Raw genomic sequence first — 14,259 nt, forward strand, 5'->3', positions numbered from 1 at the left:
AACGAAACCGTCGAAGAAACATCACTGGCCCCAAGATCTTGGCGAATTTATGCCCCGCCGCGTGAAATCACGTGCGAACGGCCGCGTCAACGGCCGCGCCGATGATCGGGGATACTCACCATGACCAAGACGGCACTGTTTACCCTGGCCGCGCTCGCGCCCTTGGCCCTGGCCTCCGCGTCCTACGCCGCCGACGCCGATGCGCCGATCGCCACGGCCGCCGAAGCGCCGGCCACCGCGTCCGAACTGGTCGTCCAGGCCCAGATCGCCTACCGCAACCGCACCGACCAGGCCGCGCCCGTCCTGAACTACGACCTCGACTACTTCCAGCGCTTCGAGCCGCTGACCGCCGGCGACGCGCTCAAGCGCGTGCCCAGCGTCGCCTTCCTGTCGGACGTGCTGGAATCGGACGGCGTGCGTCTGCGCGGCCTCGACCCGGCCTACACCCAGATCCTGATCAACGGCGAGAAGGTGCCAGGCTCCGGCTCGGGCTCCGGCGCGTTCGGCTCGGGCGCCGACTCGGCGTTCTTCGTCGACCGCATCCCGGCCGAGCTGATCGAGCGCATCGAGATCGTCCGCAGCGCCTCGGCCAACCGCAGCGGCGACGCCGTGGCCGGCGCGATCAACATCGTGCTGCGCGACGCCTACGCCCTGGACGGCGGCTTCGTCCGGGCCGGCGCCCTGATGTTCGACGACAAACGCATCCGCGAGACCGTCGGCGGCGTTTGGGGCGGCCAGGTCGGACCGGGCCGACTGCTGGTCGGCGCCAACCTGCAGGGCCGCCGCAACCCCAAGAACAAGCTCAGCCTGCGCTATGGCGAGCCGGGCGCGCCGATCGACAACAGCGAACTCCAGACGGACGTGCGCAACGGCACCGACTATTCATTCAACGCCAGCTACCAGACCCCGTTGGCCGGCGGCGACCTGGACCTGAGCGGCTTCTATGTCCACACCGACCGCTACCAGAACGAGGACTCGATCGAGTACAACAAGGACATCCGCGACAACGCCAACCTGTCGACCCTGAACGACAACGACGTCGACATCGAACAGGACAGCTACTCGGTCAACGGCAAGTACAGCCACGACATGTTCGGCGGCAAGACCAGCGTGAAGCTGGGCTACGCCTCGTTCAAGGACAAGGAAGCCGAGTTCGAGGACGAGACCGAATACCTGCGCGACGCTGCGCCCTATCCGGACGGGGACCGCATCACCCGTGACAAGTCCAGGACCGACCTGGAAGACACCGAGTTCTCGGCCAAGCTCGAGCACAAGCGCGACCTGACCGACGGCGTGCGGCTGCAGTTCGGCCTTCAGTACGAGAAGAAGCAGCGCGACCTGCTGGTCACCGAGGTTCCGCGCAACCGCTACAACCTGCCCAGCGCCGCCCCGCCGGCCTTTAAGCCCTATGCGGCGATCGACGGCGGCGACGCCGCGTTCGAACAGACCCGCCTGGACCCCTACGTGATGCTGGACGGCAAGTCGGGTGCGCTGAAGTGGGAAGCCGGCCTGCGCTACGAGACCACCGACGTCACCCTGCGGGACCGCACGGTCCCCTCGACCACCGATACCGACTACAAGGTCCTGCTGCCCTCGGCCTCGCTGCGCTACAACCTGACCACCGAGGATCAGGTCTATGTGTCGGGCGCGCGCACCATTCGCCGCCCCAGTTTCGACTACCTGTCGCCGGCCCTGCTGACCGCCGAGCTGGGCGACAACGACTTCATCGGCAATCCGCGGCTGAAGCCGGAAACCGCCTGGGGCCTGGACGCCGGCTACGAGCGGCGGATGGGCAAGCAGGGCGTGGCCGGGGTCAACGTCTTCTACCGCAAGGTCAAGGACCTGATCGAGCTGACCAACACCGGCGAGGAAGGCGACGAGGGCCCCGGCACGTTCGTCTATTCCGCCCGCAACACCGGCGACGGCAAGGTCTGGGGGATCGAGTTCGACCTGTCGACGCCGCTGACGGTGATCGGGCTGGAGAACACCGGCGTGTTCCTGAACTACTCGTGGCTGGACAGCGACGTGAACGACGAGTTCGGCTCGCGCAAGTTCAACAGCCAGTCGGACTACGTGCTGAACGTCGGCTTCATCCAGGACCTGCCGACCTGGGGCGCCTCGTTCGGGGCCAGCTACCGCAAGCAGGGCGAAGCCTATAGCCGCGTGGTCGGCGAGGAGGTCACCACCACCTATGGCGGCGACCTGGAGATCTTCCTCGAAAAGCGGATCGGCAAGGACCTGACGATCCGCCTGACCGGCTCCAACCTGCTGGACGCCAACAAGAAGGAAAGCTTCAACAAGTTCAACACCATCGAGGACCAGAACGACCGCAATTTCGATGAGTACGAACTGGAGCGCGAGAACGCCGGTCCGGTGTTCCAACTGATCGCCCGCCTGGCCTTCTAGGCGGGTTACGGGATCCAGAACGACGAAGGGCGGCGTCCGCGGACGCCGCCCTTTTCGTGGCCGGTCGACGAGCGGCCGGTCAGGCCGCGCCGCGGCCGCCGTTGTCGTCCTCGACCAGGAAGCCCATCAGCCCGTCGATGCGCTTGACCAGTTCGGTGCGGGCCATGCCGCCGGCCGTGCAGGCCTCCAGGGCGGTGGCGGCCTCGACCAGGCGGGCGTCCTTGATAGCTTCGCCGACCTTCTTCAGCTCGACCGCCTGGGCGGTCAGGGCGCGCCGGGCCTGGGCCGGGTCGCTGTCCAGGGCCTGGGCGGCCGACCTGACGATCCGCAGGGCCTGGGACAAGCGCGCGGCGGGCGCGTCGCTGGCGTCGGCCTTGCGCTTGCGCGGGCCCTTGTATTCGGCCGAGTTGAAGCGACGGCGGTCGGGCCCGACATATTGCACGGCCTCGACCCAGTCGCGCGGCTTCAAGGTCACGGCCTCGAGCCGACGCTCCAGGTCCTTGATCGTGAACGGCTTGCGCATGAACTCGTGGATGCCCGCGTCGCGGGCCCCGAAGATCGCCTCGGCCGTGGCCTCGGCGGTGCACATGATGATCGGGTTCTCGCGGCAGGCCAGGTCGCTGCGGCGGATCTTGCGGGCCAGGGCCTGGCCGTCGCAGCCGCTGGAGGCGTGCTCGACGAACACCAGCATCGGGTCCACCGTGCGGGCCATGCCCCAGCCGGCCTCGATCGAAGGGGCGTGGAAGATCTGGACATTGCCGACATGGCGCAACTGGTCGGCGAGCAGGCGCACGGCCGCGGTGTTCGGGTCGACGATCAGCACGCGCTGCATCTTCGCCGCGATACGCTGCAAGGTGCGGATATTGCCGTCGAACACGTGACCCGGAAGCTCCAACAATGACTCGCGCGCAGACTAGCCGAGCGATGGTAAAAATCCGCTTAGTCTTCGCCCGTTGCGACAGAAAGTCCCGGATTCAGGCCGCCAGGCTGGCGCTCAGGCCCGCGTCGAAGTCCTGCAGCAGGTCGATCGCGTCCTCGATGTCGGCGACCAGGGGCGCGCCGGCCGGAAAGCGGTAGCGCCAGAAGCTGGCGATGTGGGCGACCACCCCGACCTTCTCGCCCAGCGACAGGAACATGTCCGGGGCGCGCAGCAGGAATTCTCGGAACGCCTGGGGTCGGCCGTTGTCGATCAGGTCGTCGAACGCCCGGTCGTACACATCCAGGGCCCGCATGATCGCCTGGCGTTCGACCAGTATGCCGCGGCGCAGGCGCTTGCGGGTGTCGTCCAGGAAGCGCTGGGTGGCCACGTCGCGATTGCCGGTGATCGTCAGCCGCATGATCTCGCCGCCCACGGTGTCCAGCTCGGCCCACAGCCGGGTCAGCATCCACTTGTAGTAGAGGAAGCCCTTCCAGCTGAAGACGCCCTCCTTGAAGCTCTCGCCGTCCATGACCAGGGTCTCGCGCAGCGGCTCCAGCCGCTCGTCGACGTCGGTCGACAGCAGGGCCTCGACCAGGCGGGCGGCGTAGGCGCCCGGCACGGCGCGGCCGGCGTCGCGATAGGCCAGGTCGATCAGCAGCGAGATCTGGGCCGAGACGAAGCTCTGCATCTGCTCCATGTCGGCGGACGACAGGGCGAAGTAGCTGGAGGCCACCGACAGGCCGTGGCGGCGCAGGTGCTCGCGCAGCAGGAACGGGTCCAGCGACGGCAGCTGGTCGATCAGGCGCAGGGTCGCCAGGTCGCGCGCCATGTCGCTGTGTTCGTTGCAGGCCTCGCGCAGCAGGTCCACCCAGCCGCGCTGGCCGACGAAGAACGACTGGCCGCCCAGGCCCAGGTCGCTGCGCTCGAACGGGATGATGATCTTGGTGGCGTTGGGGCGGATCTCGTCGAACAGGAAGACGTCGTCGACCCGCAGGCGGTGCTTGACCACCAGGGCCGTGTTGAGGACGCGGTTGCGGAACAGCGGCGCCTCGCCGTGTTCGGGCCGGTGGCCGCTGCGAGCCTCAATGGCCAGCAGGTTCAGGACGCGGCTGGTCGAGGCCTCGCGGTCAAGCGCCCGCAGGCTGCGCGTCAGGCGATCGGCCTTGTTGGCGGACTTCATCAGGCGACGCGCAACGGCCAATGACGGCGAACCTCCGCGGGGAAGCCGCCGTCATAAACCTTGGCCTGCTAAGCAATCGCTAACTGGACCTTGGAATGGCGTGGGGACAGGCGCATGCGCCTGTCCCCGACATCAGCCCTGGAACGGGTCGCGCATCAGGATGGTGTCGTCGCGCTCGGGGCTGGTCGACAGCAGGGCGACGGGGGCGCCGATCAGCTCCTCGACGCGGCGCACATACTTGATGGCGTTGGCGTTGAGGTCCTTGAACGAGCGGGCGCCGGCTGTGCTTTCGCTCCAGCCTTCCAGCTCCTCGTAGATCGGCTGGGCGGCCTTCTGGTCGCGCATGCCGGCCGGCAGGTAGTCGACCACCTTGTCGCCGATGCGATAGCCGACGCAGATCTTCAGGGTCTTGAGGCCATCCAGCACGTCCAGCTTGGTCAGGGCCACGCCGTGGATGCCGTTGATGGCCACCGACTGGCGCACCAGCACCGCGTCGAACCAGCCGCAGCGGCGGGCCCGGCCGGTGTTGACCCCGACCTCGCGGCCGACGGTCGACAGGTGCTTGCCCACCTCGTCGTCCAGCTCGGCCGCGAACGGGCCCTCGCCCACGCGGGTGGTGTAGGCCTTGACGATGCCCAGCACGTAGCCGGTCGCCGAGGGACCCATGCCCGAACCCGCCGAGGCCTGGCCGGCCACCGTGTTGGACGAAGTGACAAACGGATAGGTGCCGTGGTCGACGTCCAGAAGAGCCCCTTGCGCCCCCTCGAACAGGATCCTGCGGCCGTCCTTGTAGGCCTTGTCCAGCAGGCGCCAGGCCGGCTGAGCGTAGGCCAGCACCCGGGGCGCGAGTTCCATCAAGGCGTCGAACAGCTCGGTCGCGTCGGCTTCCGGCAATCCAAGCCCCCGGCGCAGCGCGCCGTGGTGAGCCAGGAGCCGCTCGATCTTCGGCTTCAGGGCTTCCGGATCGGCCAGATCGGCGACGCGGATGGCGCGGCGGCCGACCTTGTCCTCATAGGCCGGGCCGATGCCGCGGCCGGTGGTGCCGATCTTCTGGGTCGAGGCGGCCTCTCGGGCCTGGTCCAGGTCCTTGTGCAGCGGCAGGATCAGGCAGGCGTTGTCGGCCAGCACCAGCAGCTCGGGCGTGATCGCCACGCCCTGCTCGGCGATCTTGTCGATCTCGGTCAGCAGGTGCCAGGGATCGACGACCACGCCATTCCCAATGACGGAGAGCTTGCCCTGCACGACGCCCGACGGCAGCAGGGCCAGCTTGTAGACCTTGCCGTCGACCACCAGGGTGTGGCCGGCGTTGTGGCCGCCCTGGAATCGCACCACGACATCGGCCCGGTTGGACAGCCAGTCGACGATCTTGCCCTTGCCCTCGTCGCCCCACTGGGCGCCGACAACGGTCACATTGGCCATGTTCAGATATGCCTTATCACCTGCCGAAAAGCGCCCGCGGCCCTTCGACAGGACTCGGCGGCGGACGTTTCATCTGTTGTGATCGGCGTGACGGCCCGCCAGAAGGGGGCCACCCGGTTCAGAACTTGTAGACCAGCCGGACCCCGGCGTCGTCAAGCCCCTGGTTCTTGCCCTGGTGGAAGATCTGGCCGTTCGACAGGTGGGTGTAGCTGAGCTCGGCCGACCAGCTGTCGTTGAGATCGTAGCCCAGGGCCAATTCCGGCTCGAACAGCACCTTCGAGCCGAAGTCGATGCGGTGATAATAGAGGTAGGTGCGGCGGGCCCGCTCCTCGTCGCTGATGTTCGGGGCGTTGGCCGGCGGCAGCTGGGTCTCGCCGTCCGTATAGGCCAGGCCCATGCCTGGGCGCAGGTAGAAGCCCCCCGGCTGGCCCAGTTCGATCCGCCAGTCGAAGCCCGCGGCCACGAAGTTGGAGGTGTTCTCGCTGTTGATCGAGACCATGGCGTGAACCTGCGGCTTGCCCAGCCAGCGCAGGTTCTCAAGGCGGCTGGTGCGGTAGCCGAGGTGGACGTCGACCCCGTCCTCGCGGCCGGCGGCGCCCAGGCCGACGGCGTCGCCGATGAAGGTCACGTCGTGCTTGTAGACGCCGACGAAGGCTTCGCCGGCCAGTGCCGGCGCGGCGACGGCCACGGCGGCGCAGGCCGCGGCGGCGAACAGAGCTTTCTTCACGATGTATTCCCCAGCGGTCTTGACGGTCCTCTTATGGCTTGAACGGCGCCGCTCGCAAAGGGTTTCGGCGACGCTTGCCGGACGATAGACCTAGGCGCCATGACCATCGCCTTTTCCGACATCAAAGCCGCCGCCGCCCGCCTCGAAGGCCAGGCCGTTCGCACCCCGCTGATCGAGAGCCCGGCGCTGAACCGGCGGCTCGGCGGCCGGGTGCTGATCAAGCCCGAAACCCTGCAGCGGGCCGGGGCCTTCAAGTTCCGCGGCGCCTACAACCGCCTGTCCCAGTTGAACGACGACGAGCGGCGGCGGGGGGTGGTGGCGTTCTCGTCGGGCAACCACGCCCAGGGCGTGGCCCTGGCGGCCCAGTTGCTGGGCTGCCCGGCCCTGATCGTCATGCCGAGCGACTCCCCGGCGGTGAAGGTCGAGGGCACGCGCGGCTTCGGGGCCGAGATCCGCTTCTACGACCGCTTCACCGAGGACCGCGTCGCCATTGCCGACCAGATCGCCGCCGAGCGGGGTTGCGTGGTCGTGCCGTCCTATGACGACCCGCACATCATCGCCGGCCAGGGCACGGTGGGGCTTGAGATCGTCGAGCAGGCCCGCGAGCGGGGCGTGACGCTGGACAAGGTGCTCAGCCCCGTCGGCGGCGGCGGGCTGATCGCCGGCGTCTCGACGGCGATCAAGGCGCTGTCGCCGGCCACGCAGGTCTGGGGCGCCGAGCCGGCCGGCTTCGACGAGACCCGCCGCTCCCTGGCCTCCGGCCAGCGGGAGACCATCGATCCGGACGCCCGGTCGATCTGCGACGCCCTGCTGACCCCGATCCCGGGCGAGCTGACCTGGCCGATCAACAGCCGGACCCTGACGGGGATCATCGCTGTCACCGACGCCGAGGTCGCCGAGGCCATGCGCTACGCCTTCGCGGTGCTGAAGCTGGTGGTCGAGCCCGGCGGCTGCGTGGCGCTTGCGGCCGCCCTGGCCGGCAAGGTCGACCTGAACGGCGCCAGCGCGGCCATCGTCTGCTCGGGCGGCAATGTGGACCCGGCGCTGTATGCGCGGGTGCTGGGCGGGGACATTTGACGCCGTGCGTCCTTCGAGGCTCGGCTGCGCCTCGCACCTCAGGATGAGGAAATCAGTACAAAGCTCCTCATCCTGAGGCGCCCGCGCAGCGGGCCTCGAAGGACGCACAGCGCGCCCCCTAGCCGCCGCTCGCCACTCCCGTTAGGGTCCGCGCCAACGATCAAGATCTCCTCCAAAGAGTGCCGATGATGAAACGCCTGCTGCTCGCGACCGCCCTGATCGCCGCTCCCATGCTGGCTCACGCGGCGGACGCGCCCAAGATCGACCCCGCCCGATTGTCGGCCCACATCAAGGTGCTGTCGTCCGACGACTTCGAGGGCCGCGGCCCGGCCACGGCCGGCGAGACCAAGTCGGTCGACTATATCGTCGGCCAGATGAAGGCCATCGGCCTGGAGCCGGCCGGCGATCCGAAGGCGGACGGAAGCCGCGCCTGGACCCAGGACGTGCCGCTGGCCAAGTTCGACATCAAGGGCCCGGTCGCGGCCCAGTTCACGGTCGGCGGCAAGGCCGTCCCCCTGGCCCAGGGCGAGCAGATCGCCATCCGCGCGGCCATGACCAATGTCGACAGCGTCGCCATCAAGGACGCGCCGATCGTCTTCGTCGGCTACGGCGTCAAGGCGCCGGAACGAAACTGGGACGACTTCAAGGGTCTGGACCTGAAGGGCAAGATCCTGGTCGTGCTGATCAACGACCCCGACTTCGAGACGGGATCCGGCGACTTCGGCGGCAAGGCCATGACCTATTACGGCCGCTGGACCTACAAGTTCGAGGAGGCCGCCCGCCAGGGCGCGGCGGGCGTGCTGATCGTCCACGAGACCGCCCCGGCCTCCTACGGCTGGGCGACGGTCAAGAACTCCAACACCAACACCATGTTCGACATCGTCCGCAAGGACCCGGCCAAGAGCCACCCGGCTCTCGAATCCTGGATCCAGCGCGACGTGGCCGTCGACCTGTTCAAGGCCGCCGGCCTGGATTTCGACGCCCTGAAGACCCAGGCCCAGAGCCGCGACTTCAAGCTGGTGGAGCTGAAGGGCGCGACCTTCTCGGCGAACTACGCCGTCGACCACGCGGTGATCGTCTCCAAGAACATCGCCGGCCGGATCAAGGGCACGGCCCGTCCCGACGAGACGGTGATCTACAGCGCCCACTGGGACCACCTGGGCGTCGGCCAGCCGGACGCCAGGGGCGACAGGATCTACAACGGCGCGATCGACAACGCCGACGGGATCGCCGCCATCCTGGAACTGGCCCGCGCCTTCAAGAGCCAGCCGGCCCCGCGGCGCTCGATCCTGTTCCTGGCCGTCACAGCCGAGGAACGCGGCCTGCTGGGCTCGGAATACTATGCGGCCAACCCGCTGTTCCCGCTGTCCAAGACCGTCGGTGACTTGAACATCGACGCCCTGTCGGCCGCCGGTCCGGCCAAGGACATCACCACCTCGGGCGACGGCAAGGTCGACCTGCAGGACCTTCTGGTCGCCAAGGCCAAGGCCCACGGCCGCTACTTCACGCCCGACCCCTCGCCCCAGGCCGGACACTTCTACCGCTCGGACCACTTCCCGTTCGCCAAGCGCGGCGTGCCGGCCATCTCGGTCGGCTCGGGCGAGGACCTGGTCAACGGCGGCAAGGAAGCCGGCCAGAAGGCGGAAGAGGACTACACTGCCAACCGCTACCACCAGCCGGCCGACGAGTGGCGCGCCGACTGGGACCTGAGCGGCCAGGCCCAGGACATCGGCCTGTTCTACGAGATCGGCGCCGACCTCGCCAATTCGACGGCTTGGCCGCAATGGCAGGCGGGCTCGGAGTTCAAGGCGCTGCGGGACCAGACGAAGGGCGACCGGAAGTAGCCAATTCCTATCGTTGTCATCCCGGAAGCGCGTAGCGCTGTCCGGGATCCAGGGAAACCGCAACCTCTTCGCCCAGTCCCCTGGGTCCCGGACAGCCTCTGCGAGGCTTCCGGGATGACAACGATTTATGCTTATCCAAGAGCGCTCACCCTCACCGGGTTGAGCGAGGTGCCTGAATGACAGCCTCCGTCTTCGACCTGTTCAAGTTGGGCGTCGGCCCGTCGAGCAGCCACACCATGGGACCGATGACGGCCGCGGGGCTGTTCGTCGGCCGGCTGCGCGACGCCGGCAGGCTGCCCGACGTCGCGCGGGTCGAGACCCGGCTCTACGCCTCCCTGGCCCTGACCGGGCGCGGCCACGCCACCGACCGGGCGGTGATCCTGGGCCTGATGGGCTTCGTGCCCGCCGAGCTGGATCCCGACGTCGGCGAGGCGGCCCTGCTGGAGACCAAGGCGACCCAGTCGCTGCTGCTGGGCGGCCAGATCGACATCGTTTTCGACGAAGAGCGCGACATCGTCTGGGCGGGCCACGAGCGCCTGCCGCAACATCCCAACGGCCTGACCTTCACCGCCTACGACGCCGCCGGCGCCGTGCTGGCCGAGCGCACCTATTTCTCGATCGGCGGCGGCTTCGTGCGCGACGAGAGCGAGATGGGCCGCAACACCCCGCCGGACGAGGGTCCACTGGTCCCCCACCCGTTCGAGAGCGGCGCCGACCTGCTGCAACGCGCCGCCGACGCCGGCCTGTCGATCGCCGGGGTGATGGGCGCCAACGAGCTGGCGCGGATGGACGCGGCCGAGCTCGACGCCGGCCTCGACAGGATCTTCGCGGCCATGGAGGCCTGCATCGACCGTGGCATGCGCGAGACCGGCACCCTGCCCGGCGGCCTGGCCGTCAAGCGCCGGGCCCGCCAGATCCACCAGACCATCCAGGGCCGCATGGAGCGCCAGATCAGCGATCCCCTGGCGGCCATGGACTATGTCAACCTGTGGGCCATGGCGGTCAACGAGGAGAACGCCGCCGGCGGCCGGGTGGTCACCGCTCCGACCAACGGCGCGGCCGGCCTGATCCCGGCGGTGCTGCGTTTCTACCACCGCTTCCACCAGGGCACGCCGCAGGGGGTGCGGGTGTTCCTGCTGACGGCGGCGGCGATCGGCGCGCTCTACAAGCGCAACGCCTCGATCAGCGGGGCCGAGGTCGGCTGCCAGGGCGAGGTCGGGGTGGCCTGCTCGATGGCGGCGGCGGGCCTGTGCGCGGCGCTGGGCGGGACCAACGACCAGATCGAGAACGCCGCCGAGATCGGCATGGAGCACAATCTGGGCCTGACCTGCGACCCGATCGGCGGCCTGGTGCAGATCCCCTGCATCGAGCGCAACGCCATGGGGGCGATCAAGGCCATCGACGCCGCGCGGCTGGCGCTGCTGGGCGACGGCCAGCACTCGGTGTCGCTGGACAAGGTGATCGCCACCATGAAGCGCACCGGCGAGGACATGAGCGAGATCTACAAGGAGACCTCGCTGGGCGGATTGGCGGTGGGGCTGTCGGTGAACCGGGTGGAGTGCTGAGGGGTTGGACACAGCCAGGCCCTCCCCCTGTGGGGGAGGCGGCCGAAGGCCGGTGGGGGGAGTTTTAGGGTCGACGATCCAAGACCCCGCTGCCTGCCTATAACTCCCCCCACCGTCGGCTGCGCCGACACCTCCCCCACAGGGGGAGGATCTGAAATCCCTCTTGCCGAAGATCCAAACCCTGACCTAGGGTGCGCCCCGAGAACAGGAAGGGAACACTTGCATGCCCGGAACCATTCGCGCCGGCATCGGCGGCTGGACGTACGAGCCCTGGCGGGGCGGGCCCTTCTATCCCGACGATCTCAAGCAGAAGGACGAGCTGAAGTACGCCAGCCGGCACGTCACCAGCATCGAGATCAACGGCACCTACTATTCCACCTTCAAGCCCAACAGCTGGCAGAAGTGGCGCGACGAGACGCCCGACGACTTCGTGTTCTCGGTCAAGGCCAGCCGGTTCTGCACCAACCGCCGCGTGCTGTCCGAGAACAACGACTCGATGGAGAAATTCCTGGCCCAGGGGCTGGAGGAGCTGGGCCCGAAGCTGGGCCCCATCAACTGGCAGTTCATGGCCACCAAGAAGTTCGACCCGGTCGACTTCGAGGGCTTCCTGAAGCTGCTGCCCAGGGAGATCGGCGGCCGGCCGGCCCGCCACGCGCTGGAGGTTCGCAGCCCGACCTTCGCCACCCAGCAGTTCTACGACCTGGCCGCCCAGTACGGCGCGGCCATCGTCTACGCCGTCGACGACGAGGAGCCGACGTGGCCCTGCATCGACGCGCCGACCGCCGACTTCACCTATGCCCGCCTGATGTCCAGCAAGCCCGACGAGCCCACCGGTATGACCTCGGACGAGCTGGACGCCATCGCCAAGCAGACGCGCGCCTGGGCCCAGCGCGGCGACGTCTTCGCCTATTTCATCGCCGGGGCGAAGGTTCGTAATCCCGCCGCGGCCATGGCGCTGATCGAGAAGCTGAAATAGGGCCCTGCCAGAAACAGGGGACACACACTCACCCAAAGGCCTCGGCCGACCTGGCAGGGCCTCGGCATGAGTGTGTGTCCCCTCCTTCCGTGGCCTTCGCCGGGTTCTCCAGACACCCCAGCCCTCGCAGGCTCGCCGCCACCGCCGCGTCCAGCGGGGTGTGCGGAACCTCGCCCAGGAACGTCCGGAGCTTGCGGTCGTCCAGCGCCAGCGGCTCGCGCCACAGGTAGCGCATCTCGGCCATCTCGTGGAACAGCGGCACGACCGGCGACAGGGCCGCGACCAGCCACCAGGGAAAGCCCATGACCGGCAACCGGGGCTGGTTCGTCACCCGCCGCACCGAAGCCGCCATCTCGCCCCAGGCCAGGTGATGGCCGCCGAAGTGGAAGACCTCGAAGGCCGCGAGGCGATCGGCCTGGTCCAGCAGCCGGGCCATGGTCTCGGCCAGGTCGGGCAGATAGGCCCAGGCGTGGGCGAGGCCTCGGGTGGAGGGCTCGGTCACCGACTTCAGCGCCGCGCCCGGCTTGATCACGGCCTGGCCGAACCAGTTGTTGCCGGCGTGCGGGCCGAAGAAGTCGCCGGCCCGGACGATCAGCACCGGCGCGCCCTGCGCCGAGGCGGCCTTCAACCGTCGCTCCATCTCGACCCGGATCTTGCCCTTGCGCGTGGTCGGGGCCTGAGGCGCGGTCTCGTCGATCCGCGGGAAGGTCTCGACGCCGAAATTATACACCGTGCCCGGCAGCAGGATCCGCGCCCCCTCGGCCTTGGCGGCGGCGATGGTGCTGTCCAGCATCGGCAGGACCAGCTTGCCCCAGTTACGGTAGCCGGGCGGGTTGGCGGCGTGGACGATCAGCTGGACGCCCCGGGCGGCGCGGGCGACGTCGGCGGCGACCATGGCGTCGCCCTCGATCCAGTCGATCCCCGCCCCCTTTGCGGTTTTTGGGGCCGGCTGGGCGCGGCGGGTCAGGGCGCGGACGGTCCAGCCGTGGCGGGCCAGGGCCGAAGCGGCTTCGCCGCCGATGCCGCCGGTCGCGCCGATCACCAGGGCGGTGCGTTGCTGGGTCGTGGTCATGTCGCTCTCTCCATCGGTTGTGAGGACAAGATCGGCCACGACAGCCCAAACGAGAATTGACGAACTGTCTTGATCTGCCATGCATGAATGCATGAGTGAGCCGGACTGGAGCCTGTACCGCGCCTTCCTGGCGGTGATGACCGAGGGCAGCCTGTCGGCCGCCGCCCGCGCCCTGGGCCTGACCCAGCCGACCCTGGGCCGCCAGGTGGCCGAACTGGAGCGCGCCCTGGGCGTGGCCCTGTTCACCCGCTCGCCCCAGGGCCTGAAACCCACCGACGCCGCGCTGGACCTGCGGCCCCACGCCCAGGCCATGGCCGGGGCGGCCAGCGCCCTGGTCCGCGCCGCGTCCGGGGCCGGCGACACGGCCCGCGGCGTGGTGCGCCTGACCGCCAGCGAGATCATCGGCGCCGAGGTGCTGCCACCGATCCTGGCCGACTTCCGCCCGCTGCATCCGGCCGTGTCCCTCGAGCTGTCGCTGGACAACCAGCAGCAGGACCTGCTGCGCGGCGCGGCCGACATCGCCGTGCGCATGGTCCGCCCCACCCAGGAGGCTCTGGTCGCCCGCCGGCTGGCGGACACCCATCTGGGGCTCTACGCCCACCGCCGCTATGTGGAGGTCCAGGGGGCCCCCGCCACCCTCGACGCCCTGCCCGACCATGCGGTGATCGGCTTCGACAAGGGCACGCCGTTCCTGCGCGGCCTGGTCCAGCGCGTGCCGCTGCCGCCCCAGGGCTTCGCCTTCCGGGCCGACAGCGACCTGGCCCAGCTGGCCGCCGTGCGAGCGGGCTTCGGCATCGGCTTCATTCAGCACGGGGTGGCTCGCCGCGACCCCGACCTGGTCCCGGTCTGCCCCGGCCAGATCGGCTTCGACCTGCCCGTCTGGCTGGTCATGCACGAGGACCTGCGCGCGACGTTGCGGATGCGGGCGATGTTCGACCACCTGGCCGAGGGGCTGGACGCGTTCCTGGCGACGTCGCAGCCGTGAGCGCGCTGGGGACAGGCGCATGCGCCTGTCCCCATTGAAAGCGCGGCCCTAAAAAACGTGGTTAACCGAACCTCAACGCGGTCCTGCTA

General features: G+C 68.9%; 10 protein-coding genes and 2 pseudogenes. 7 read left to right on the forward strand and 5 right to left on the reverse strand.

The features are described from left to right. The first annotated feature begins 120 nt into the window (after positions 1 to 120). Positions 121 to 2,406, forward strand: coding sequence for a TonB-dependent receptor plug domain-containing protein (locus tag ACSQ2G_RS15660; protein ID WP_436032384.1), 2,286 nt, complete (start codon positions 121 to 123; stop codon positions 2,404 to 2,406). Between the two features lie 79 nt (positions 2,407 to 2,485). On the opposite strand, the gene ACSQ2G_RS15665 is transcribed toward ACSQ2G_RS15660, so the two are convergent. The 4 genes from ACSQ2G_RS15665 to ACSQ2G_RS15680 all read right to left on the reverse strand — a co-directional run bounded on the left by ACSQ2G_RS15665 (position 2,486) and on the right by ACSQ2G_RS15680 (position 6,654). Beyond that, positions 2,486 to 3,283, reverse strand: coding sequence for a response regulator (locus ACSQ2G_RS15665; RefSeq protein ID WP_436032897.1), 798 nt, complete (start codon positions 3,281 to 3,283; stop codon positions 2,486 to 2,488). Between the two features lie 97 nt (positions 3,284 to 3,380). Beyond that, positions 3,381 to 4,505 carry a hypothetical protein gene (locus ACSQ2G_RS15670; protein ID WP_436032386.1) on the reverse strand — a complete coding sequence of 375 codons (1,125 nt, stop codon included), beginning with the start codon at positions 4,503 to 4,505 and terminating at the stop codon, positions 3,381 to 3,383. A gap of 132 nt (positions 4,506 to 4,637) precedes the next feature. Beyond that, positions 4,638 to 5,924, reverse strand: coding sequence for an adenylosuccinate synthase (locus ACSQ2G_RS15675; RefSeq protein ID WP_436032387.1), 1,287 nt, complete (start codon positions 5,922 to 5,924; stop codon positions 4,638 to 4,640). Positions 5,925 to 6,042: 118 nt separating this feature from the next. Then, on the reverse strand, positions 6,043 to 6,654 hold the full coding sequence (locus tag ACSQ2G_RS15680) for an acyloxyacyl hydrolase (protein ID WP_436032898.1): 612 nt from the start codon (positions 6,652 to 6,654) through the stop codon (positions 6,043 to 6,045). 96 nt (positions 6,655 to 6,750) lie between these two features. Between ACSQ2G_RS15680 and ACSQ2G_RS15685 the strand changes: the two genes are divergently transcribed. The 5 genes and pseudogenes from ACSQ2G_RS15685 (at position 6,751) to ACSQ2G_RS15705 (ending at position 12,113) form a co-directional block, all read left to right on the forward strand. Continuing rightward, positions 6,751 to 7,728 carry a threonine ammonia-lyase gene (locus tag ACSQ2G_RS15685; RefSeq protein ID WP_436032389.1) on the forward strand — a complete coding sequence of 326 codons (978 nt, stop codon included), beginning with the start codon at positions 6,751 to 6,753 and terminating at the stop codon, positions 7,726 to 7,728. Positions 7,729 to 7,752: 24 nt separating this feature from the next. Continuing rightward, positions 7,753 to 7,850, forward strand: a pseudogene (locus tag ACSQ2G_RS15690) (hypothetical protein). 66 nt (positions 7,851 to 7,916) lie between these two features. After that, entirely contained in the window at positions 7,917 to 9,572 is a 1,656-nt protein-coding gene (locus tag ACSQ2G_RS15695) for a M28 family metallopeptidase (RefSeq protein WP_436032391.1), read from the forward strand. A gap of 176 nt (positions 9,573 to 9,748) precedes the next feature. After that, positions 9,749 to 11,137 carry an L-serine ammonia-lyase gene (locus tag ACSQ2G_RS15700; protein WP_436032393.1) on the forward strand — a complete coding sequence of 463 codons (1,389 nt, stop codon included), beginning with the start codon at positions 9,749 to 9,751 and terminating at the stop codon, positions 11,135 to 11,137. Positions 11,138 to 11,293: 156 nt separating this feature from the next. Then, positions 11,294 to 12,113, forward strand: a pseudogene (locus tag ACSQ2G_RS15705) (DUF72 domain-containing protein). A gap of 28 nt (positions 12,114 to 12,141) precedes the next feature. On the opposite strand, the gene ACSQ2G_RS15710 reads toward ACSQ2G_RS15705, so the two are convergent. Beyond that, on the reverse strand, positions 12,142 to 13,185 hold the full coding sequence (locus ACSQ2G_RS15710) for an NAD-dependent epimerase/dehydratase family protein (RefSeq protein ID WP_436032394.1): 1,044 nt from the start codon (positions 13,183 to 13,185) through the stop codon (positions 12,142 to 12,144). Between the two features lie 91 nt (positions 13,186 to 13,276). Here ACSQ2G_RS15710 and ACSQ2G_RS15715 point away from each other — a divergent pair, with 91 nt between their 5' ends. Continuing rightward, positions 13,277 to 14,170, forward strand: coding sequence for a LysR family transcriptional regulator (locus ACSQ2G_RS15715; protein WP_436032395.1), 894 nt, complete (start codon positions 13,277 to 13,279; stop codon positions 14,168 to 14,170). Positions 14,171 to 14,259: the final 89 nt, after the last annotated feature.

Source organism: Caulobacter sp. LjRoot300, from assembly GCF_964253875.1.
In the GTDB taxonomy this organism is placed as follows: Bacteria; Pseudomonadota; Alphaproteobacteria; order Caulobacterales; family Caulobacteraceae; genus Caulobacter.